Raw genomic sequence first — 22802 nt, forward strand, 5'->3', positions numbered from 1 at the left:
GATCGTGCGCTCATCTACGCCGTGGAAGAAGGAGATTTCAGCGTCTGCCTTTTTGATCATGCAAATGCTGTTTGAAAGTGTTGCCGGCGGCATCGGTGTATCGAGATTTTTACTTTCTGAGTGAAGTGTAACGGGGACAATTGTTAATTTTTTTTGTGGCATAAGAAAAGCACCTCCTTTATTTGATACTTGTATCGTACCAGGAGGCGCTACGTCTTTATATGCGTTGTTTGAAGTAGGGCTTACCTAATGAACAAAAAATAGGGATACAAATTATCGAATAACACAAAAAGACAGCTCCGAAATTCAAAATAATGAATTTGGGCTGTCTTTTTTACTCTGTTAATTTCTAAGACTTTTTAAAAACGTAAGTTTTTCAGTGGTCTCCGATAATGTCAACTCTTTTTTTCGTTATTCGTTAATAACTTGTTTGTTTTTTCGCCTTTCACGAATAGGTTCCATAAAGATTTCACCTTCTTGTTCAATCCAGCGCTGCTCCATTTCTTTATCTTCCTTGGAGTATTTATACGATAAATAACCACTTACGATAATGCCAGCCAACAATAGATAAACCCACCACGGACTCGTTTCGACTAAGACTGCTATAGGAGTTACTAATAATAAAGTTTTTCCTAAAAATACAAGTATCAATACACCTATAATAGCTCGAATAAATTTTACCGGGGTCATATCTTCACCTCTATTAATAGTTTTGTAATAGTAATAGTCTATTCTAGTCTATTAATAGATATACCATTTATTAGAGAATACTATGATAGCCATTTGAATTCTAAACTAACCCCTACTCTGTAGTCTCAAAGCAATATCATTCAATTTGAAAAGGTAGGTTTATAGAAGCTTCTGTTATCCATAGCATATAATTTTTCGCTAAATTCTCCAGGCTTTACTCTTTCCATCGTGCGATCTAACATATTCATTTTTGCGTCTATATTATCGATCATATGCAAAATTTCAGCCTCTCGGATCAATGGAGCTTTTGGACTTCCCCATTCCCCCTTTGAATGATGGCTCAACACTAAATGTTGTAAAACCATGACTTCTTCTCCCTCAATAGCTAACTCCTTTGCAACTTGCCCAATTTCGTTTACCATAATTGAAATATGACCAAGAAGCTTCCCTTCCACTGTATAAGTAGTACCAACAGGTCCTGATAACTCGATAACTTTTCCTAAATCATGTAAAATTACCCCTGAATAAAGTAAATCAGTATCAAGAGAAGGATAAAGATTTGCTAGTGCTTTTGCTAAATCTAACATAGAAACAACATGATAAGCTAGACCAGAAACAAATTCATGATGATTTTTCGTTGCTGCTGGAATTTCAAGAAAAGCCTCTCGATGTTTTTTTAGTAGATGACGAGTGATACGTTGAAGATTTGCATTTTTCATTTCAAAAATATATTGAGTAATTTTTGAAAACATTTCTTCTGGGTCAATTGGAGCACATTGTAAGAAATCAGCCAATTTTACGTGATCCATTGCAGTTGTTGGCCGAATACCTTTGATTTTAAGTTGTAGCTTGCCGCGGTATTCTTGGATGTCCCCTGTTACATGAATGATCGTACTGCTAACAAACGTCGTTTCATCATCTGAATTACAATCCCATAATTTTGCTTCCATTTCTCCTGTATGATCACCTAATTGTAGGGTTAAAAAAGTTTTTCCATTACTAGCTACACCCTTTGCAACAGTTTTTATTAATAAATATCCTTCAATTTTCTCTCCCACTTGAAAATGGGCTATCCCTTTATGCAATCTACACACCACCAATTCTTTATTTATATTTATCTACTGTTAAGGGCTATCTACACTCTACCTAAAGGCCGAGAAGCTCCATAGAGAACAAATACTCCTTAATGTCCGTTATAAAACAACTTTTATCTAGCTGTTATTTTCTTTTTCTCACACATTTCAATCAATGGGATTAGAAAAAACACTGATAAAAAAAACTTTACAATGGCAAATATATTTTAAAGCTAACTCCATCTTCCTCATTTATGACCGTTGGATAGCCACCGTGTAATTCAGCAATTCTTTTTACAATAGCTAAACCTAATCCAAACTGTCCTTTATTTCCTTTTCTAAATGGTGTAAAAATATGCCTGAGCTCTTTGCTAGGAATATGTTCTCCATCATTAGAAACGGTAATTTCAACCGTATCATTAACGATTAATGCTTTCATAGTAATCGTCGTCTGAGCATAACGTAAGGCATTTTCTACTAGGTTTTCTAATAAGATCTGAACTTGCTCTTTATCCCCATAGAAAGTTACTTCGGCTCCTTCAATAATAAAAGATAAATCATTTCTCTGCACTCGGTAACGTTCTTGTAATTGATAGCCAATTGATCCAAAGATAATTTCTTCTCTATGAATGATTTCTTCCTTAATAGAATCAAGTTTTGTATAGTACAACATATCCTTTACTCTTTTTTCCATTCGGTTTGTTTCTTCAATAATTACATCCATAGCTTGTTCAATGTTATCTTGTGGAAAAATGCCATCCTTAACCGATTTAGCATAGCTTTTCACAACCATTATCGGCGTTTTAAGTTCATGTGAGGCATGTTGAATAAACGTTTTTTGAGCCTTATCATAATTTATCAAATTTTGCCGCATTTGCTCAAATTGAAAAGAGAGTTTCTGAAAATCTTGATCTCCTCTCCATTCAAAAGGTTCTTGCCAATTACGATTAGCAATTTGCTCAAAGTGATTTCCTAATATAGTGAGTGGTTGACGCAAATAATTTTTCAACCAAAATGCAGGTATTAAACTTAGTAAACTCGCAAGAATTAATATATAAAGAAGTCTCTCCCATAATTGATTAACCATTTGATCACGATATGAATCCCACATATAAGAAATATGATAAACTTCACCCATATACGTATCTATTTTTTTCACAACAAAAAATAATGTTGAATTATCGTAAGTTAACTCGTAACTACCATAGTCTGTCATTTGTTTATAAGCGCGGTCTTTCATTTCGATAAACACTTCAAACGGAACAGGTTCCCCTTGAAGTCGCCCATACTCCTTTGCGAGAAACAAATGCATAACTAAACGTTCAGCATCTCGCCTTTCATTAAAATCAGCCTCTGGTTGATATTCAGAAGGAACTGTATATCGTTCCTGTTCCTTTTCAATAATACGGTACATTTCTGCTGTCAAAGTACTTTTTACTGAAATTGGATAAACAACAACTAACAATAATCCAACTAAGAGTATTAATGAAATAAACGATAGCCAAATTCTTTGTGTTAAATTCACTTTTTTCATGAAGATAAAACCCGATATCCAAACCCATAAAGTGTTTCTACATGTAGACGAGGTAATTTTTTACGAAGCCTTCGAACAACATCATCAACTGCGCGTTCAGAACCGTAATAGTCGGAACCCCATACGTAATCGATAATTTCTTCGCGAGAAAATGCTTTACCAACCTTTGAAGTTAGAAGGATAATCAAATCTAATTCTTTGGTTGTCATTTCTACTAAGTTATTGCCATCATAAATGTTTCTAGTAGTTGGGTCGATAAAATAACCATTAACTTCAATCCGTTTTTGTTCTGTCTTTTGAGCAGTGTACGTTCTTGATAGAATTCTTTTCACCCGGATAATTAATTCCTCTGGTAAAAATGGCTTTGCTAAATAATCATCACTTCCTAATTCAAGACCTAAAACCCTATCGAGATCTTTATCCCTTGCAGAAATGAAAATAACTGGAGTATCATGTTTTGTTTTGATTGCTTTTAATAATTGATAACCATCCATATTAGGTAACATAATATCCAAAATCCATATATGAGGTGTTGCATGGTTAATGGCTTCATATGCATCTTGTCCATCTGCAAAATGATGAACTTCCCAACCTTCACGAGTCAAATATGCCTTCAAAATTTCAGCTAAATTTTTTTCATCTTCTACTAAATAAACAATATATTTATTATCCACTTTCATCTCACCCTTTAATTAATATCCTTGCATATCTCAATTATTAACAAATCAGAAAGATTTAACGATAGAAATAAGAAAAGCGCAAGCGCCTTGGTCACGAGCAGCTGCTCCTGTGCCACTCCGTTTGCTCAAGAGCAAAGCAGCTTCGAAGTAATCCAAGTAGTAGCTTCACTGGGGCGGCCTTTGACAGAAGCCGCTCTTTGGCTTCCTACGTGCTTCTGCGTCTGACAGCTTTGCTTCGAAGTAGGCTTCCTCGAGGCAAAGTAGCATGGAGCATATTCAAGAAGTAATCCAAGAAGACATTGAAGTCAGTAACTTGACTGAAGTGACCGAGCTCGTAGGCGCTGAAGCTAGACAGTTTCCAAGTTAGAAACTTATAAATTCTGATTATAAAATAAAACACGCGTCTAAGTTTTTTGTAATTTGGTTTCTGCGTAGTATTTAAATGCCACCATGTTTCTGACCCTTTAATCCTATAATAAATTTAACCTTATTTAAAGTAAAAGAAAAAATCCTACCATATATGATAGTAGGATTTATGATTTCGTTTTTGGAACAAGTTCAAATATTTTTCCATTTTCAACAACTTGGACAAAACGTAAAAGCCATTCATAGTATCCTCGCGCATATTCAAGGCGAAGAAGATCTTCAGTAATACTTACCTTTAATTCCTCATCCTCGGTCTGCTCATGTAATTTTAATAGCTCTTCCTTAGCCTCAATCATTTCTTCTATATTAGTTTCAGTAGCTTTTTTCCAAGTTCTAGAAAATAGTGCAGCGAATGATTTATACCAATCCGCTTCCGTTCGATATAAATCCTTTCGTACACCACGCTTGAAAACAGGTTCAACCATTTTCATATCTTGCAGAGTTCTAACACCTGTACTCATGCTTGTCTTACTCATCCCAAGAGCTTCCCTCATATCATCAAGCGTCATAGGTTCATCCGAGAAATAAAGCGCTCCATATAGACGGCCAATTGATGGAGTAATACCATACAAATTCATATTATTGGCAATGCTTTGTATAAACTGCTCTTTTGTTTCTTCATATCTTGTCCAGTCTTTATCATCACGTCTTGAGATTTCATGATCATTATTTACCAAGAAAATAACCTCCAGTAGTAACACATTGTTGTTTGAAGTATTCAATAAATACTGTATAAACTGATTTTATCAGTTTATACGTCTGTCGAAAAGATACTTTACTAAATGATTTTTTCTTTTTTATCTAATAGAGCGAATTTCATAATTCCAAAAACGAGCCACATAAAGCTGAACTAACAATCAGTGGGGGGTTCCTTCATCCCCCACTGATTGTTAGTTCAACTTATCGAACCTTTAGGGGCAGTTAATCCCCCACCTAAACTTCTCGATTTTCTTAAGTTTTGAGGTGGGGTCTTACTGCTCCTTAAGAGTGTGATAAATCTATACTTAGTTACCTACTGTTTAGGGTAACTAGATAAAATATCTTAATGGCAATAAGAAAAGCGCAAGGCGCCCGCCTATCGGCGACAAACACTGGAAGGTCGACAAGCAGCGGTCTGCTCTTTGACCGCAATTGACGAACTGAAGTGTTCGAACCGATGGCGCCTGGAGCTAGACAGTTTCTAAGTTAGAAATTTTATGCTTTCTTACCTTGAAATAATGAATGATGAAATTCATGAATACGTACCATTTATATTTTAATCAGTTAATGTATTTAGTAAATATCACCCACGAAGAAAAGATAACTTTGCATATAATAGAAATTTAATTGAAGCTTTAGAGTCACTCTTCTCTATTAGATTTCCAAAGCATTGCAGTACTTTGAAGTGAGGCGCTCCCATTTAGGAATTAGACAAAGAATAATAATTGGTTGATAATTCAGATGTCATAAATGGATGACAAGTAAAGAATATAATTTGATGTTTTTTTGACATTTCTTTTATTAATGAAATGGATTGTAACCGTCTTTTGGAATCAAAGTTAACAAATATATCATCAATAAAAATAGGGTAAGAATCTTCCTTAGAATGAACAGTAGCCAGTGCCAACCTTACTGATAAATAGAGCTGTTCTTTCGTACCTTGACTTAATTCATTTGGTTCAAATCTCAGTCCATCTAACCGTTCAACAATAAATTTTTGTTCTCCAATGGGAGCATAAAGTTTCTTATATTCGCCATTAGTCATAAATGAAAAGAATTTATTTGCTTCCTTTAAGACAAGTGGCTGTCTTTCCTTCTCATAAATGGCTTTTGCTTCGCCAATTACTAATTGGACTGTACGATGAAAAGCCCACTTTTTAGTTTCTTCTTTTAGAATACCCTTTTCGTTTTCAAAATTATGTAAACTATTTGAATAGCTACTCCCATCTTCCAATTCCTTTAGTTCTATATCAATTTGAGCACTACGTTCATGAAGATTTTTTTCTTTTTCCCAACATGTTTTTATTTGTCCTTCTAACATATGAATTTCTTCCTCTAGTATATTGCGATACTGAATGACATCGCCTTCTAATTGTTCTAATTTTTCATCTGTATCAACAATAGGAATTAATTGGCTTTTTAAGACACGGAGTTGAACTAATAGTTCGCGATTTTCATTCCAAGCATTTCCTTTTCGCAAAAACTCTTCTTCAGTGTTAGTAATAGCTGCATTAAACAATTTCTGAATTTCCTGTTGATAATGTTCAGCTCTTAAGTTTAACGTTTTATATTTTTCAGTTAATTCATCTTTTTGGTCTTTATAGCGAATGTAACGCTTTTCTCTCTCTTTTTCTTGTTTAAGCAATATAGATAACCTTTCAATAATTTGACGGTGTTGATCCTTATTATAGGGGATTTTGAAGCTTTGACAAAGTTCTTGCACTTTACATAACATTGCTTCAATATCTTTATTAATGATTACTAACTTATCGTTTAGTTGAGTTATTTCTCGACATTTCTTTTTCATCTGTTCGAGCATTTTAAGTAACTTTAAATAATTACTTGCAGCTAACCCATTTGGATAATGGTAATTAGTTACCCAACCCTGAAGTTCATCTCGAAACTTTCCATAGGCTTGCTCCCACTTATCAAATTCTTTACACACTTTTTCATAACCTTCATTAACTTCCTTTAATTGTAACTCTTTTAAAAAAAGCTGTTCTCGAATTTGATCATCCTTTTTAAGGATATCATTTACTGGACTTTCTTCTCTTCTAATCGCTTCAAGTTTAAGTTCTAGCTTTTGTCTACGTTTAGAGAGTTGCTCTCTTTGATTATGCATATTCTTTACGCCTTCTGCATAGATATTGTTAGGATTACGTTTAAAAGCAACTAAGATACCAATTGCTAAACTAATTAAAGATATACTTACATACCAATTATGTGAAATAAAAAAATAGATTAAAGCTAGAAAAACTATACATGTACCAATGATAAAGAATAATTTGTATGAATTTTTAGGTTGGGAAAACAAGTGTAATTGGCTTGTAATTTGTTGCATTGAATCGTCAATATAATGTATCTCTTGTTGAAGTTCAAGCTCTGATCGTTGTTCCGATCTCTTTTTTTCTAATTCTTTTCTTTCACCATCATCTAGTAACTGAACAGTTAATTTATCTACTTGTATTTCCTTTTCTTCAAGAATGTCCTGAGATTGTTTTAGTTGAGTTTGGAGAAGTTTTTCCTGTTGTTTGAGTGTTACTTCTTCATCGATTAACTTTTCTAATTTCTGTTCCGCTAGAAAACTAGTATCAAAACTAAATACATCAACACTTTCGATACCTAGTTTCTCCTTCATCACTTCATATTCTTTTTGTTCGAAGCGAAGCTGTTGTATGAGTAATCCTTTTTCTTCGTGCTTACTCTCATATATTTTCCCTATTTCCCTTACATTTGCAATTGCTCCTTCAATTTCTGTTAGATCTTCACGTATGTGAAGCTTTGCTAATTCTCCGTCTATTTGTTCAAGCCTTTCCTTTACCTCTGAGGTTTCCGCTTCAACTAACAAACAATGATCTTTTAATTTTTCAAAACGTTGCATTCCATTTTCAGGAAAAGGCTCAGAAACCGGTAATTGTTGCACTCTATTTTCATACATTTTTATATCTAAAACGATTGGAGTGATTGATTGAAGTTTTTCAAAATAACGTAATTTCTTGTTTAAATTCATCTTTTTATCGGTTAACGTTTGTAAATTCTCAGTTAAACTTACTTTCTCATTTACTAGTATCTCGTGCTTAGAAAGTTTATTTTTCCATGTATTTACTTTATCTTCTATGTTAGAGACTTTTTTTAGATGTTGATTAATCACAGGTTTTCTTCCAGAAGGTTTATATAATTCTTGTAATGCTTTATCTGTTTTTTTCTCAATTTCTAAAAGGCTGTGCATACCTGATATTCCTACACCATACAAAAAACGATTAAACTCTTCTGAGTCAAGTTGCTCAATATTTTGTAAGTCTGTAAGTCCAAATGAATATATACCTAAGAAATGGTTTCGATCCAGTCCTCCTAAGACGTGTTTCAAAGCCTCTTCTCTTCCGATGTTTCCATTACTAAAATAAACTTTTACATCCCCAACTGCTTTTCCACGTACACGCTCAACAGTTACCTTACCGTATCTTTGAGTATCGATTTCAATACTTCCTCCATAACGTCCACCTAATCGTGGTTCATAGCGAATTTCACTTTGCAACTTAGTAGGAAAACCAAATAAAATACAGCGAATGAATGCCATAATCGTTGACTTACCTGCCTCATTATCTCCTAAAAAACTGTGAATAGGCCCTTTTGAAAACTCAATTTGACAATCTTGAAAGCGACCAAAACCGTATATATGTAACTTTACTAGTTTCATTCGTCCTTCTCCTTTAATAGTAGTGCTAAAAGATAATTTTCTGCTTCTTGTAGCAATTGTTTTTGTTCTTCAACCGTTAATGGCTCAACATAACGCTTTACCTTCGGATTACTGTACAGTTCATCTAATATTTCTATCATGGACTCTTCACGATCAAACAAACGGTCGACAACAGTAACGATATCTTTTACTAAATGTTGCTCCCTTTTTAATTGCTCTCTATCCCATTGGCCTATTGTTTCTACTTTCTTATCGATAACATATGTAAATGAACTCTTTTCTTCTTGGCCGATATTTAAGATTTCAATTAAATCATCGACTTCTTCAATTAAATAATCATGTAATTGACCTACACCAGTAAAACGTAATATAGCAAATAGACCCTTTTGAATTTTTTTAGCTTCTTCTAAAACAGCCTCACAACGATTTTTCAGTATATCAACTTCTTCAATTCCGTCTATTGATACAACGAACTCTTCCCAATAAATTTGTGATGTAGGTAAAAAAGTTAGTGCTGTTGTATTTGTATCTGATAACTCTACTAAATACACCCCTTTTTCACCTAACTCTTTTTTATGTCTTCCTTGAGTGTTACCTGAATAAACAATATATGGCTTCTGATGTAAAATTTGCTTTTTGTGAATATGGCCCAATGCCCAGTAGTCAAAGTTCTTTTCTAATAGGTGTTTTACAGAGAAAGGTGCATATGAATCATGTCCCTGTTGACCTTCTGCTGTTCCATGTAAAACACCAATATGAAAGTTAGCATTCCCAACCTTTTGATAATAGCTTGTCATATTCTCAGTTACACTTTTTTCTGGATAACTAAATCCGTAAATATGTACAGTAATTTCTTCTTTTTTATAATCAAAACACTCTACTTGATCCTTGAAAAAAAAGACATTTTTAGGCCATGTAAGTGATATCCAATTTCCTTTTAAATGATCGTGGTTACCGTGAATAATATAGCATGCGATCCCATAGTAATCTAGTTCTTCGAAAGCTTTTTTTAAGCGAGATTGAGCTTTATAACTACGATTTTCACCGTCAAAAAGGTCCCCGGCAAATATAACGAAATCTACTTGATATTCAATTGCATGAAACACAATTCTTTGTAATGCTTCAAAGGTGCTTTCTTTCACCCGATCTACTAATACTTCAGGCAAATCCTTCAAACCTTGAAAAGGACTATCCAAATGTAAATCTGCTGCATGGATAAAACGAATGTTTTTCATTTTTCTCCCCTTACTTAAAAATTCTTTCTTTAATCTATTATAACATTATAGACAAAACATTTGTTCTTATAAGCTATTTTTATACGATTCTTTTCTAACGATCCATATAATTCTTACATAAATTATGCAGTTATTTATGATACATCCTATCCCCTCCTTCCTAGATAGGATATTCAGAAGGTGGGCACTAGGTTACCTATGTTTTTTTCATTTTGGAAGGGTGATTCTAACTTAAAGATTTTATCATTTATAACAAAAGAAAAGAAAGGAAAAGACTAACGTATTTAGTCCTCCCCTTTTATTTGCGCTTAAAATTGCATATTTAACTGCTTTCGGAATACTTCTCTTACCATGTAAGCAACTCCATGCTGATCGTTTGAACGAGTTACCCAATCAGCCTGATCACGAATGTTCTTTGGTGCATTCCCCATCGCGACACCTAGACCGACTTGAGTTATCATCTCAATATCATTTTCCGAAGCACCAATAGCGACCATTTCATTTAGACTAATCCCTAATTTTTGCCCCAATATTTGTAATCCCCTAGCTTTAGAAATACCTTGCGACAAGATTTCTAAGGCACCTTCGGACGATGACGTTAGTTGGATACCTGGTATTTCCTTTATTAGTTGTTCCTTAGCCTTTATTCGGTCTTTCTCATTAAAGAAATACGCATGAATTTTTGGTGGCATTACTGGCTCATTTAATAAATAATTGCTTACCGAATCAACAAAAGTAACTGGATAAAATAAAGGATCACCAATGCCAATCGTCATCTTTGCAATTAAATAATTTTTTTGACGAACTTTATTACCAATTGCATACTTTTCATGCATGACACGAATGTGACAGCGATATTTTTCCAACAATTCGACTATGTGATAGGCTTTTTCATTATTCAACCTTCTCTCAAATGTCGGGGTTTCAAACGATGAAGAAATAAATGCACCATCATGAGTAATTAAGTCAGTATCAAGTTTTAATGCATTTGCCACTTTTTGTGCTGACGGAAAAGCTCGCCCTGTTGCCAAAGTTACATAAACACCTTTCTTTTTCACAAACTCAATTGCATCTTTTGTTTGTTTTGCTAGCCTGTGATTCGAACGCAACAGTGTACCATCTACATCTAATGCTAATAAACGATAAGCCACTTTAATCCCCCTTTTCATAACATTTACTGTTTGGTAAAAGCCTATGATAGATTTTGGGATTATAGAACATTGAAAGCCATGTTGCTATTATCATTAGCAAACTTAAATTCTTTATATAATTCATTACTCACTAAGCAAAATCAGTACTAGATAAATTTCCAATTTAGAATTATAACTGCATGGAGTTATTCATGAGTATTTCATGTAGTAATTGAAGTTAGTAGCTTGTCTAAAGTGACCGAGCTCGTAGGCTGCTTGCGCTAGACAGTTTCCAAGTTATAAATTTATAAATTCTGATACTGTAAAAAAAAGATGACTCCCTACTTTATAAATAGAGTGTCATCTTTTTTATTATTCGCCTTCTCCGTATAGCTTTTCTAGTGGCTCTGCGATAATTCTGTTTAAATCTCCAATTAATTGGCTCATACGTTGTTCTGCTTGCATAAGCTGCGAGATTAACTCTTGCTGTTGAACAAGTTCAAAAACACTTTGTGCTTTTTGAATTTCTTCCTCAGTTAGTTCCATACCTTGCATTTGCTTTTGTTGAAGCTCGATTTGAATAGTGCGAAAATTATCAAGCATTTGTTTTGCTTGTGAATCTGCCTTTACCTTCGCGTGAAGTTCTTCTAATACTTTAAACTCACTACTCTCTTTTAGTACACTACTAAGCTCATGAGCCTTGTCATAAGGGTTAGACATTGAATAAAACCTCCTAAATTTTAGCTTATTACTTAATTCTATGTATGAAGAGTAATACGCTTTTTATTAATGCTCCCCCACGACTATAACATTTTTCTTCATTTAATTCATCCTCTAAAGGAAATTTATTGTAAGAAAACAAGGAAAATCCCTTGTAATAAACCAATAAAGCCACCTAATAAAGCCCCTAAATAAGTAATTAGCTTAAATTCTCTCTTTGATATTGAGAGAATCATTTCTTCAAGTCGCATAACTGGAAATTGCTCAACCTCATTTTTTACTACGTCTTCCAATTTTAGTTTTGTTAAAAAGGTAGCAAGTTCCCTCGAAATAGCGGTTTGTCCATTTTGAACTAAAAAAGGAATAATTCGGACAATTACAGCATTATATTTATTCATCCATTTATGTAGTGGCATTTCTAAAAAATAGGTAGGAATGTTCTCTTTTATTTTTTCTTTAGCCCAAATTACTAATTCGGTTAAATTAATGTGTTTTTCTACTTCTTCTATTTTAAGTTCCTTAAGGGTTGTCCATTCTTTTCTTATAAAATCTTCAATCATTTCATGTGTCCCTTTATCAGTTAACATTTTCACCATTTCCGGTTGAAGCTTTAATACTAATTGATCACGACTAATAAACATCGATAACATGCTCCCAAGCGTACCCTTTCCGATTAAAAATCGATCAACCATATGACTTAATCTTTCAACACCTTCGTCACTGTTAAAATAATCCACTCCTTTTTCGATAAAGATATTTGTTATTTTTGGAATATACTGCTCAATTCTATCATCAAATGCTACCGGGATAAGATCTTTTATATACTTTGGTCTAAGTTCTTCAAGGAGTTCGTCGCTCCTTGAAGTAAGCCAATTCTCCAACTGAAGCTCAATGATTTGTCTTCCATCAGAAACCCCTATCCACTTTTCCAATAATGAGATCATATTTTCTTCACTTCTTATTAGAGACTTTAATTCTCTATTGAGCCAATCGGTCATTTCAGAAATAAATATAGAACTTTCTAATTTCTTTTTTAACCCTTCAACTGTAAGTAAATGGTTAACAACAAGTTTCCCAAGCTGCTTTGCTAGCTCCTCTCGCCGTTTTGGAATTAATCCAGGTGTAAACGGCAATCGAAGTCTTCCAACATATATCGCTCGATAAGGTCGAAATAACATTTTAATTGCTATTGAATTGGTTATTCCACCTATTAAAGCTCCAACTGCAACCATGATGAATAAAACGTACATTTATATCTTCAACTCCTCAATAAATTATCAAATTTCTTCACACTTACCGCTAGCCTAACATAGGATACGGTATCAACAAATGCCTATCTCCTCTTATGTAGAATGAGAAAATCAATTTTGAAAATATCCAGATAAACACGTCCATTCTACGTAATATAACTTTTTATAAATGAGTGGTCAAATATGTTCAATAGAAAAATAATTGTTCAAGCTACAGAAAATGGTTCACTACAAAAGAGTGATCAAATAAAAATTTCCCAATCTTTGTGTAAAAAATGGGCAATACGCGATGGAGAGCTAGTCTATATTAAGTTTGGAAATCACCTAGAGAAAGTTTACGTAAATGAAACTCCGTCACTTAAAACACCAACAATATTAATCACTTTTGTCCTAAAGGAAAAATTATCGATACCCTTTGAAATATTACCAATACATTGTCTATATAATTCCAACGAGAATACACTTAAATTAGGACCTATTCTTACTTGTATTACTAACCAAATGTATCATGAACAAACCCAGTTTGGCACTATAACAACATTTTTTGAAGAAATGGCTCGTTTTGCAAAGGACCATCATATATTTTTTTATATTAAACCTTTGATCAATTGGGATGGAAGTTTTTTTGGTTATACATTTGAACAAGACAAATGGCAAGAACATTTATTACCTTATCCCGATGCTGTGTATAACCGGATCGGATCACGTGGTTTCGAGGCATCTAAAGTATATCAAGAATTTTCAGCACATTTACGAGAAAATGGAATTAATTATTTCAATCATAGTTTTTTAAATAAATGGGAAATAAATCAAGCCTTATCTAGTTTCCCTGAGGTGCTACCACATTTACCTGATACAACTTTATTTGGAGATTACGATACATTTGCAGAGAAACTTACCATTTACAATTGTATTTTCGTTAAACCTGTAAATGGTAGTCAAGGAAGACAAATCTTAAAGATTGATAAGCATGATCATGAATATAGTGTTTATTACTCTTCGTTTACACAGGAAATTTCAACTAAATTTCAATCTAGCTACATTCTTTATCAACGATTAAAAGAACGTCTAAAAAAGAAAACTTTTATCGTGCAACAAGGTATAGATCTTATTCATATTCAAGGCCGTCCACTTGATTTTCGCGTCTTATGTGTAAAAGGAGGCGAAAACGAATGGAAAGTCATATCCTCCGTTGCAAGGATTTCCCCGAAGGAAAAAATGGTTTCAAACCTTGCACAAGGCGGTGAACAGAAACGTCCACTCGATGTATTAACAGATTTATTTGATGAAAAGCTAGCGCAACAATATGTAAAACTAATGAGCGAACTTGCTATTGAAGTAGCATATTTAATTAGTAAAAGTTATGAAGGACTCTTTGGCGAGCTTGGAATTGACATTGCAATAGATACCGGAGGAAAACTTTGGATAATCGAGGTGAATTCAAAGCCATCTAAATCAGAAATAGAAAGTCGAACTGAACGGATACGACCTTCAACTAGAGCAATCATAAATTATCTAGCCTTTTTATCAGGTTTTCCCATTCAAAAAAACAGAAAGGGAAAAAAGGAGCGATAATTTCATGGACAGTCTCGGAATTTTAGTAACGAAACATACTCAGGAGCAATCTTATTTTACTGATATAGCAATCGCAGGAAAAAAAGATAATATAACTATTTATTTATTTTTACCGAATGATGTCGACCTGCTAACTAAAACAACTAAAGGAAGAAAATTTTGTCATACAACGAACATCTGGGTAGAAGACACCTTCCCGATCCCACCTTATATTTATGATCGTTGTTTTTATGAAAGTAAAGTCGCTTATCTGAAGTGCTTCCCTTATGTCTCCTTGCTTAAATCACAGTCCGATATCCACTTTCTTGGACACGGGCTCCCAAACAAATGGATTATATATAACGAGCTATTAGACGATGAAATTATCAAGGCTCATTTACCTAAAACTGAGGTGTTAGAAAGTTCAAATCAAATATTAACTTTACTAGCTAATCAAACCTCGATACTACTAAAACCCTCAAGTGGCTCTCAAGGAAAAGGCATTTTTATTTTATCAAATAATCAAGATGGTTTTACCTTACTCGCCAAAAGAGAAAGTAAACCTTTTTACAAAACCTTAACCAAAAAGCAAATTCAACATTTAGTTTATAAAATAAGATCACATCAATATTTAATACAACCATTATTAACTTTAACTGATCAAGAACAACGCCCATTTGATTTACGTGTTTTTTTACAGAAAGATAAGAATGGAGAATGGATAGAGGTTGGTAGAGGAATTCGTAAAGGAAAATTAGGTGATTATACATCAAATCTAGGAAGCGGTGGTCAAGTAGCTACGTTTGAATCCTGGTACAATTCCTTAACTAATGAATATCAAGATGCATTCCAATTCTCATTACACAAAATATTACTACGAATACCTAGATTACTCGAAAGTAAAGGATACCAATTATTTGAGTTAGGCTTAGATTTTGGTATTGACAAAAATGGAAGACTTTGGCTCCTAGAAGCAAATTCAAAACCCGGTAGAAAAGTGATTATGAGTCTATATCCACATAAGAAAGCCTTTCTAGCAAAAGCTCCGATAAAATATAGTTTATTGTTAGAAAAGCGCAAGCGCCTTGGTCACGAGCTATAGGCACTGGAAGGCCTTTGACTAAAAGCCACTCTTTGGCTTCCTACGTGCTTTTAGCGTCCTCTAGTAGTGCTTCGTAGTTAGCCTCCTCGAAGTAGTGTCTTGTGCGACGAGTAATCGCAGGAGCAAAGCTGCATGGAGCTAATCAACGAAGGATTTCAAGTAGTTATTGAAGTCCGTTGCTTGACTGAAGTGACCGAGCTCGTAGGACTGGAGCTAGACAGATTTCTACCTTCAGAATTTTATATCTTTTTTCCTTGGTGGTACGCGTTAAAAGTAACAGTACGAATGCTTCTTTTAAATAAAAGGCTCAATTTATTTATAATGCAATAGAAAGGGAGTTGGAATAATGAATCCAATTACTTTACCATTAAAGAAAGCTAAAAATCTTTCAAAAACATTTTTTGTACCAGTAGAATTATTTAAAGATTATGTAGAACGTGTTCAATTTCCTAAAGCTATTTCCTTTGGGACAAAAACTGTTCGATGTGAGGTTGCACCTCACCCAGATAAGAAAAATGAATATTTACTTTCAAGTGATTTATGGGATGAACTTATGATTCCACAAGAAAGCATGATACATTTATTTCAAAAAGATGAGACTATTTATATCGGTCCTCTTGTTGGGATATTTACTGCTGGTTTTACTCAGTTCCACTTACGTCCAATTGGAGAACGTTCATTATTTTTTGCCAAACTCCTATCTGCTGAAAAAAAAGTAGGAGCCTTTTATTTCGTATTCGGTGCTCACCAAATTGACTGGGAAAGTGGAACAGTAAAAGGGTATTTCTATACAAAAGATGGTTGGAAGCAAATAAGAGTTCCACTTCCTAGCGTAGTTTATGATAGACTTCCTAATCGAAAGGTTGAAAGCTTAGAAATATCAAAACAAGTAAAAGATCGATTACAAAAAGAATATGACATTCCATGGTTTAACCCTGGTTTCTTTAACAAGTGGGATATTCATCAACTACTTATTGATGATGAGACCGCCAGCAAACATTTACCAGAGACCTATTTCCAACCTACAAGCTCAGATGTCCAAAAGCTGCTAGAAAAGTACAAACAAGTGTATATAAAGCCCGCGAATGGAAGTCTTGGACTTGGGATTCAACAATTAATCCAAAAAAAAGAAGAACCTCTCGTTTATTGTCGTTTTCGAAGTAATGAAGAAAATCGCTTAAGGAGATATTCTTCGTTAAAAAGATTAATTCGTCAACAGTTTCCTTATGGACTTAATGAGATGATTGCCCAACAAGGGATTAACTTATTAAAATGGAACAATAATCCGATCGATTTTCGTATCCACACAAACAAAAATGAGTATGGTGAATGGTGTGTTAGTGCCGTCGCAGCAAAAATTGCCGGATCAGGTAGTGTAACTACCCACGTAAAAAGTGGCGGTGAAATAAAGACAGTAAATGAAATCCTTCATGATATAGGGATTAACTCTGCTCTTGATAAAAAATTACATGCGACAGCCCTTTTACTCAGTGAAAAAATTGATAAAAAAATGTCGGGATTTATAGGAGAGATCGGTTTTGATATTGGTGTTGACCAAAATGAACACGTTTGGATGTTTGAGGCAAACTCTAAGCCTGGAAGAACTATTTTTTCCCACCCTAAATTAAAAAGTGACGATTTAAATTCAAGAAGACTACCTTTGCATTATGCTGTTTACTTATTTAAAAAGTCGATAGAAAAACAGCCTGAGCTTGTGAATGCCAATGAACATTTTTTACGATAATAAAAATCAAGAATGGCAAAGTCTAGTTAAAAAGCCTTTAAATTTCGGAAAAAATCTTCTTCCATTAAACTATAAAAATAAACCTATTGGTAGTTGTTTTCTTGTGAAAAAAATTAACAACAAGGTCGGTCCTCTTATCGGTATATTAGCGAGTAGAGCGAATGGGAAAGATTTCTATGGTAATCGTTCTACCTTCATAAAAATTCAAGATCAGCTTCAAAAACATGGAGGTATTTCCTTTGTAATGACACCTGAGCGAATAGATGAAGTATCAGTTGAAGGTTATTTTGTTGATGAAGGGAAGTGGCAAAAAGGGCTCTTCCCTCTCCCTGATATTTTCTATAACCGAATTGCTTCCTATCATGAAGAAAAAAGTAGTGAGATGCGAAAAGTTCAAGAGATCGCTAACAAAAATAGGATACCAATTTATAATCCGCACTTTTTTGAAAAATGGGAAACATACAAACACCTAATCGAAAATAATGTAATTAAATATCATTTACCTGAAACAGACATTTTTACTGATAAGAAGCAACTTGAAGCTTGGCTAGAAGACCATCAATCCTTGTTCATAAAACCCGTCCTTAGTAACCAAGGAAATGGAATTTCCGTTATTTCTAAAATCGAAGATAAATATGTAATAAAAACAAATAAATGGTGTAAATCCTTTAAAAACTTAGATGATGCATTTGCAAAAGTAAGTGAGAGTTTACGAAAACGAAAAGCAATCATACAAAGAAAAGTTCATTTGAAAGAATACGAAGGTAACCCATACGATTTTCGTATTCTCGTTCAAAGAGTAAAAGACACATGGCTTATGAGTGGTATTGGAGTTCGTTGCGCGAAAAAGGGTGGAGTCACTACTCATGTTCCCCAAGGCGGAAAAATCATTCCTTTAATAGAGGTCAATCAAGAAATAAATACTGACTTAATTAATAAAATTGCCATTGCAACTGCACATCAACTTGAACGATCATACGGCTACTTATGTGAATTTTCCATTGACTTAGGAATAGACACTGATGATCAACATTGGATTTTTGAGGTAAATGCAAAGCCAATGAAATTTGATGAGCCAGACATTGAAATGAAAGCATTAAATACGTTAATCCAATGTTTCTATAATGACTCTGGATTTGGGCTGTGAATGGTTAAACGAAAAACCATTTACAGTTCTTCTTTCATATGCCCATATCATAATTTATTAAGGTTTTACACACAATAAAACTTAACTGATCAAACCTTAAAAGGATGCTCCCCTCTTTTTTCAGAGAACTCGTTCTAGCTTCGCTAGAACATCGGAAATTGAGATGGAGTCTCCACTCCACTAAATGGAAGTTCCCACCTAGGCTACGCTTAGAGGTGGGGGGCTATGACCCTTAAGTACAAATCAGTTTGATCAACGAATTTCTTGAGTTTCAACAGGTGTTGCTAAGTACCTTAAAGGTGAGAAATATGTATATTTGGTATTATGGAGGTAAATAAAATGAAAAAGAAAGATTCAAATTACGAAGGTAGAGAAAAAGTATTTTTAGATGTCGATAGAATGACAAATGAAGGTTTGGCCGGTGGAACTGTAACAGGCAAATACGCTCATCCACAAATTGAGGAAACTCAAGACTTCAAAGAAGAAGAAGAACCAAAGGAAGTATAAAGCTAAACTTCAATCAATACGCGTCCTTACTTCCCCTTAAGAGCGGGGAAAAAGTTGTTATTTTAGAAACTGAATTTCCACAACAAAAATATTGTCTTACTATTACGAGTTTGATACCCTTTCAATAAGCATAACTTTTCAATTAATTGGGGGATGTTGCACATCTCCCACTGATTGGAGGTTTTGCTATCCGAACTTTTTGGACAACATCTTCTCCTAAATATTTTGTTTTTTCATAGTTTTAAGCATGATTTAGCAGTTCATTAAAAGTTGGATAATACTTTTGATTTGAAGGGATAAAGTTATGATAGAACATTTAAAATTAATTTTAAAGAACGCGATTCTAGAAGAAAAAGAAGCACTACTAAACAATAACCTCAAGATCCTACAATATGAATTCCCAAGCAAAGAAATATTAACATTTAATGCAAATTTACTAACACAAGAACAAGTTCAATTGCTAAACGTATTCTTGAAACCTGTAAAGCACTTAAACAACACCGATCAGCGATTTTGGAAGACTCTAGTAGAAGAAAACCAAGTAATTGGTGAACTACCTGTACAAACAGATGAGTTTCGCTTTATACATTTTCACATTAATGGGACTCTACAAGATGAAATAGAGTTTGAGGATGCTCTTAAAAGTTACTTCCCAGAAAATGTTACATTTGTTTGGAATAACAATAGTGAAGGTTTTATTGTAGAATATATATCAGACAAAAAAATGGAAGATTATTGTGATAGTAGTATAACTGAAGCAATCATGTCAGACTTTTATATTAAACTGTCAATATTTCAAGGCACTAGATTTTGTGAGTTAGAAGAAGCTAAAGAAATATATACATGGGAAGTAAGCACGTTCTCTCTTGCAAGGCGTATTTTACCGAATCTTAATGTTATCCAAAAAGAACAGCTCATTCCCTTTATTTTAACAAATGGAATTAGTGATATGACAAAGAAAGTGCTGTTACAAACAATTAACTCTTTTCAAGGCGATAAAGAGTTGCTAAGAACAATAAAAATTTTTTTTGAATGTAATTTAAATACGACTTTAGCGGCCAAAAAGTTATATATGCATCGAAATAGTCTCCAATATAGAATTGATAAATTTATTGAAAAAACCGGGATAGATATTAGGCAATTTCAACAAGCTGCAGCAATGTATATGCTATTAACATTAGAAGAAATAAATAGGAAGTAGTAATTTAGCAAAGAATTGACCAAGCTTTCTTGCAGTGTGCACAAACGACACGATTTATCTTTGTGCACGCTTACAATTTACTAAAACGCTTTCAGAGGCTACAATTAGGACATAAGTTAATCACAATATTGGAGGCGTTATAAATGGCAGATATTTCGTTAAAACATATTTATAAAATTTATGAAGGTGACGTAACAGCAGTTACTGATTTCAACTTAGAAATTAAAGATAAAGAGTTTATCGTATTCGTTGGTCCATCTGGTTGTGGTAAATCTACTACTCTACGTATGATCGCTGGACTTGAAGATATTTCTAAAGGAGAACTTTACATTGGAGATCGTCTAGTAAACGATGTTGCGCCTAAAGATCGCGATATCGCAATGGTATTCCAAAACTATGCACTATACCCACACATGAATGTATATGACAACATGGCGTTTGGTCTGAAACTACGTAAATTTAAAAAGGAAGAAATTGACCGTCGTGTTAAAGAAGCTGCAAAAATCCTTGGTTTAACAGAAATGTTAGATCGTAAACCAAAAGCTATGTCTGGTGGTCAGCGTCAGCGTGTTGCTTTAGGACGTGCAATCGTTCGTGATCCTCAAGTGTTCTTAATGGATGAACCATTATCAAACCTTGATGCAAAATTACGTGTACAAATGCGTGCTGAAATTACAAAACTTCACCAACGCTTACAATCAACAACAATCTATGTAACGCATGACCAAACAGAAGCAATGACAATGGCAAGCCGTATTGTTATTATGAAGGATGGAGTTATTCAACAAGTTGGGGCTCCAAAAGAAGTTTATGACTTACCAGAAAACGTATTCGTAGGTGGATTTATCGGATCACCAGCTATGAACTTCATAAATGGTAAACTTGAAGATGGGTACTTCCACATTGGTAGCTTAAAAGTAAAAGTACCTGAAGGAAAATTGAAAATGTTAGAGCCATATAAAGGCCAAGAAATTCTATTAGGAATTCGTCCTGAAGATATTCATGATGAGCCAGTATTTATTGAATCTTCACCTGAAACAAAAATTTCAGCAAAAATTGAAGTTGCTGAGTTAATGGGTGCTGAAACTTTCTTATATTCAAAAGTTAGTGAACAAGACTTCATCGCTCGTGTAGACTCTCGTACTGATATTAAGAATGGTCAAAGTATTGATCTTGCATTTGATATGAATAAAGTTCATTTCTTTGATCCAAAAACTGAATTACGTATTCGTTAATTAGAAAAGCGCAAAACGCCCGCCTATCGGCGACAAACACTGGAAGGCCTACTCTAGCGGTCGGTTTTTGACCGAAAGAGTAGGGCTGAAGTGGTCGAGCCGGTGGCGCCTGGAGCTAGACAGTTTCTAAGTTAGAAATTTTATACTTTCTTACCTTGGACAAAAGAAGCTGGCCTTGGTCAGCTTCTTTATATTTCATCAATTAAAACCGTATTTTCCATATGACATTGATAACAATAAAAAACATGAGGACACTGATTATTTTTTTGATCATCGGTAATTCCATCAAATAACTTCATTCCATCAATATCTAAGTACGCACTATAATCGTCAAAATAATCTAACAGCCTCCCTTTATCGCTCATCTCACTATGACATTGTTCACATTTTATTTCGACCGAGGTTAATCCATTACATAAAGGACACATAGCCATCGAATATTACTTCCTTTTAGGTATAATTATTACAAGAGGGGATGGAATATTCCACCCCCTAAAAGCCATGATATTTACTTTTTGTTAACGTGATCCACCAAGCTGTTGCTCAGCCATTTGAACAAGACGCTTTGTGATTTCTCCACCAACAGAACCATTTGCACGAGCAGTAGCATCTGGACCTAATTGTACTCCAAATTCAGAAGCAATTTCATACTTCATTTGATCTAAAGCTTGTTGTACGCCAGGCACTAATAATTGATTTGAACTATTGTTGTTTGCCAAGATAATCACCTCCTCTTGTACTACTATTTTGTTTCATTTCGTCTAATCTATGCACCTAATAACTTAGTAATATTTAACAATCGGCGTCAATTGCAATAGATAGGACATTAAAATAAAGAGGTAATTTTCGTGGTTAAATTAAGTATATTTCGTAATTATTAAACTGAACCGTATAAAGCTGAACTTCAATCAGTGGGGGGGTTCCTTGATCAATGTCATCAGGCTAAGGATACAAATATTGGAATGTTACTTTGAGGCCACTGAAAAAGTGAATGTTTTTGAAAAACGAATGATTATAGGGGGGCAAAAATGTCGCCCTAACCCTCAAACGAGCCTTAGAAGCGATTCTAGAGGCTCGTTTTTTGAATATTATTTTTCAGATAAAAAAATTTGGACTTTTTCAGCAGTCCGTGTTACTTTCTGCTTCTTTTTTTGTAATGAGCTACTATCAAAGTCCCG

The 22802-nt window shown here is 34.0% G+C and carries 20 protein-coding genes; 8 read left to right on the forward strand and 12 right to left on the reverse strand.

Features of this window, described 5'->3' with window-relative positions; genetic code table 11:
* Positions 1–411: 411 nt before the first annotated feature.
* The 10 genes from BKP37_RS15635 to BKP37_RS15680 all read right to left on the reverse strand — a co-directional run bounded on the left by BKP37_RS15635 (position 412) and on the right by BKP37_RS15680 (position 13134).
* Positions 412–690, reverse strand: a complete 279-nt coding sequence (locus BKP37_RS15635; protein WP_071310562.1) for a sporulation YhaL family protein — start codon at positions 688–690, stop codon at positions 412–414.
* A gap of 140 nt (positions 691–830) precedes the next feature.
* Positions 831–1775, reverse strand: a complete 945-nt coding sequence (gene yhaM / locus BKP37_RS15640) for a 3'-5' exoribonuclease YhaM (RefSeq protein WP_071310563.1) — start codon at positions 1773–1775, stop codon at positions 831–833.
* A 196-nt stretch (positions 1776–1971) separates the two neighbouring features.
* A complete protein-coding gene (locus BKP37_RS15645) occupies positions 1972–3297 on the reverse strand; it encodes a sensor histidine kinase (RefSeq protein WP_071310564.1) in 1326 nt (441 codons plus the stop codon).
* The gene (locus BKP37_RS15650; RefSeq protein WP_245712546.1) at positions 3294–3971 is read right to left on the reverse strand and encodes a response regulator transcription factor; all 678 of its coding nucleotides are present in this window, start codon (positions 3969–3971) and stop codon (positions 3294–3296) included. The genes BKP37_RS15645 and BKP37_RS15650 overlap by 4 nt, the downstream gene beginning before the upstream one ends.
* 539 nt (positions 3972–4510) lie before the next feature.
* Positions 4511–5080: a GbsR/MarR family transcriptional regulator gene (locus BKP37_RS15655; protein ID WP_071310566.1), complete on the reverse strand. Its 570-nt coding sequence runs from the start codon at positions 5078–5080 to the stop codon at positions 4511–4513.
* Positions 5081–5802: 722 nt separating this feature from the next.
* Positions 5803–8799: an ATP-binding protein gene (locus BKP37_RS15660; protein WP_071310567.1), complete on the reverse strand. Its 2997-nt coding sequence runs from the start codon at positions 8797–8799 to the stop codon at positions 5803–5805.
* Positions 8796–10034, reverse strand: coding sequence for a metallophosphoesterase family protein (locus BKP37_RS15665; protein WP_071310568.1), 1239 nt, complete (start codon positions 10032–10034; stop codon positions 8796–8798). Before BKP37_RS15665 ends, BKP37_RS15660 begins: the two co-directional genes overlap by 4 nt.
* Positions 10035–10342: 308 nt before the next feature.
* Entirely contained in the window at positions 10343–11185 is an 843-nt protein-coding gene (locus BKP37_RS15670; protein WP_071310569.1) for a Cof-type HAD-IIB family hydrolase, read from the reverse strand.
* A gap of 351 nt (positions 11186–11536) precedes the next feature.
* On the reverse strand, positions 11537–11884 hold the full coding sequence (locus BKP37_RS15675) for a YlbF/YmcA family competence regulator (RefSeq protein ID WP_071310570.1): 348 nt from the start codon (positions 11882–11884) through the stop codon (positions 11537–11539).
* 125 nt (positions 11885–12009) lie between these two features.
* Positions 12010–13134, reverse strand: a complete 1125-nt coding sequence (locus BKP37_RS15680) for a DUF445 domain-containing protein (RefSeq protein ID WP_071310571.1) — start codon at positions 13132–13134, stop codon at positions 12010–12012.
* Between the two features lie 183 nt (positions 13135–13317).
* Between BKP37_RS15680 and BKP37_RS15685 the strand changes: the two genes are divergently transcribed.
* The 8 genes from BKP37_RS15685 (at position 13318) to BKP37_RS15720 (ending at position 21624) form a co-directional block, all read left to right on the forward strand.
* Entirely contained in the window at positions 13318–14709 is a 1392-nt protein-coding gene (locus tag BKP37_RS15685) for a YheC/YheD family endospore coat-associated protein (protein ID WP_071310572.1), read from the forward strand.
* A gap of 4 nt (positions 14710–14713) precedes the next feature.
* Positions 14714–15790, forward strand: coding sequence for a YheC/YheD family endospore coat-associated protein (locus tag BKP37_RS15690; protein ID WP_071310573.1), 1077 nt, complete (start codon positions 14714–14716; stop codon positions 15788–15790).
* A 132-nt stretch (positions 15791–15922) separates the two neighbouring features.
* Positions 15923–16120, forward strand: a complete 198-nt coding sequence (locus tag BKP37_RS15695) for a hypothetical protein (RefSeq protein ID WP_071310574.1) — start codon at positions 15923–15925, stop codon at positions 16118–16120.
* Positions 16121–16136: 16 nt separating this feature from the next.
* Positions 16137–17534 (forward strand): YheC/YheD family endospore coat-associated protein, encoded by a 1398-nt coding sequence (locus tag BKP37_RS15700; protein WP_071310575.1) that lies wholly within the window; start codon positions 16137–16139, stop codon positions 17532–17534.
* A complete protein-coding gene (locus BKP37_RS15705; RefSeq protein WP_071310576.1) occupies positions 17515–18681 on the forward strand; it encodes a YheC/YheD family endospore coat-associated protein in 1167 nt (388 codons plus the stop codon). Before BKP37_RS15700 ends, BKP37_RS15705 begins: the two co-directional genes overlap by 20 nt.
* Positions 18682–19020: 339 nt before the next feature.
* The gene (locus tag BKP37_RS15710; protein WP_211271458.1) at positions 19021–19188 is read left to right on the forward strand and encodes a hypothetical protein; all 168 of its coding nucleotides are present in this window, start codon (positions 19021–19023) and stop codon (positions 19186–19188) included.
* Between the two features lie 304 nt (positions 19189–19492).
* Complete coding sequence (locus tag BKP37_RS15715; protein ID WP_071310578.1) at positions 19493–20389, forward strand: PucR family transcriptional regulator; 897 nt, start codon at positions 19493–19495, stop codon at positions 20387–20389.
* A gap of 143 nt (positions 20390–20532) precedes the next feature.
* Positions 20533–21624, forward strand: coding sequence for an ABC transporter ATP-binding protein (locus BKP37_RS15720; protein ID WP_071310579.1), 1092 nt, complete (start codon positions 20533–20535; stop codon positions 21622–21624).
* A gap of 188 nt (positions 21625–21812) precedes the next feature.
* Here the strand turns inward: BKP37_RS15720 and BKP37_RS15725 are convergent, their stop codons facing one another.
* Together BKP37_RS15725 and BKP37_RS15730 are read right to left on the reverse strand one after the other, a co-directional pair.
* Positions 21813–22058 carry a hypothetical protein gene (locus tag BKP37_RS15725; RefSeq protein ID WP_071310580.1) on the reverse strand — a complete coding sequence of 82 codons (246 nt, stop codon included), beginning with the start codon at positions 22056–22058 and terminating at the stop codon, positions 21813–21815.
* Between the two features lie 84 nt (positions 22059–22142).
* Positions 22143–22343, reverse strand: a complete 201-nt coding sequence (locus BKP37_RS15730; RefSeq protein WP_071310581.1) for an alpha/beta-type small acid-soluble spore protein — start codon at positions 22341–22343, stop codon at positions 22143–22145.
* Positions 22344–22802 lie beyond the last annotated feature (459 nt).

The organism is Anaerobacillus alkalilacustris, from assembly GCF_001866005.1.
GTDB lineage: Bacteria > Bacillota > Bacilli > Bacillales > Anaerobacillaceae > Anaerobacillus > Anaerobacillus alkalilacustris.

What these genes read in the sequence shown, in the direction of transcription:
- BKP37_RS15680 (WP_071310571.1), bottom strand. Translation starts at nt 13,134, where the DNA reads ATGTACGTTTTATTCATCATGGTTGCAGTTGGAGCTTTAATAGGTGGA.
- BKP37_RS15720 (WP_071310579.1), top strand. Translation starts at nt 20,533, where the DNA reads ATGGCAGATATTTCGTTAAAACATATTTATAAAATTTATGAAGGTGAC.
- BKP37_RS15725 (WP_071310580.1), bottom strand. Translation starts at nt 22,058, where the DNA reads ATGGCTATGTGTCCTTTATGTAATGGATTAACCTCGGTCGAAATAAAA.
- BKP37_RS15705 (WP_071310576.1), top strand. Translation starts at nt 17,515, where the DNA reads ATGAACATTTTTTACGATAATAAAAATCAAGAATGGCAAAGTCTAGTT.
- BKP37_RS15690 (WP_071310573.1), top strand. Translation starts at nt 14,714, where the DNA reads ATGGACAGTCTCGGAATTTTAGTAACGAAACATACTCAGGAGCAATCT.
- BKP37_RS15700 (WP_071310575.1), top strand. Translation starts at nt 16,137, where the DNA reads ATGAATCCAATTACTTTACCATTAAAGAAAGCTAAAAATCTTTCAAAA.
- BKP37_RS15710 (WP_211271458.1), top strand. Translation starts at nt 19,021, where the DNA reads ATGAAAAAGAAAGATTCAAATTACGAAGGTAGAGAAAAAGTATTTTTA.
- BKP37_RS15660 (WP_071310567.1), bottom strand. Translation starts at nt 8,799, where the DNA reads ATGAAACTAGTAAAGTTACATATATACGGTTTTGGTCGCTTTCAAGAT.
- BKP37_RS15675 (WP_071310570.1), bottom strand. Translation starts at nt 11,884, where the DNA reads ATGTCTAACCCTTATGACAAGGCTCATGAGCTTAGTAGTGTACTAAAA.
- BKP37_RS15715 (WP_071310578.1), top strand. Translation starts at nt 19,493, where the DNA reads ATGATAGAACATTTAAAATTAATTTTAAAGAACGCGATTCTAGAAGAA.
- BKP37_RS15665 (WP_071310568.1), bottom strand. Translation starts at nt 10,034, where the DNA reads ATGAAAAACATTCGTTTTATCCATGCAGCAGATTTACATTTGGATAGT.
- BKP37_RS15685 (WP_071310572.1), top strand. Translation starts at nt 13,318, where the DNA reads ATGTTCAATAGAAAAATAATTGTTCAAGCTACAGAAAATGGTTCACTA.
- BKP37_RS15635 (WP_071310562.1), bottom strand. Translation starts at nt 690, where the DNA reads ATGACCCCGGTAAAATTTATTCGAGCTATTATAGGTGTATTGATACTT.
- BKP37_RS15645 (WP_071310564.1), bottom strand. Translation starts at nt 3,297, where the DNA reads ATGAAAAAAGTGAATTTAACACAAAGAATTTGGCTATCGTTTATTTCA.
- BKP37_RS15695 (WP_071310574.1), top strand. Translation starts at nt 15,923, where the DNA reads ATGGAGCTAATCAACGAAGGATTTCAAGTAGTTATTGAAGTCCGTTGC.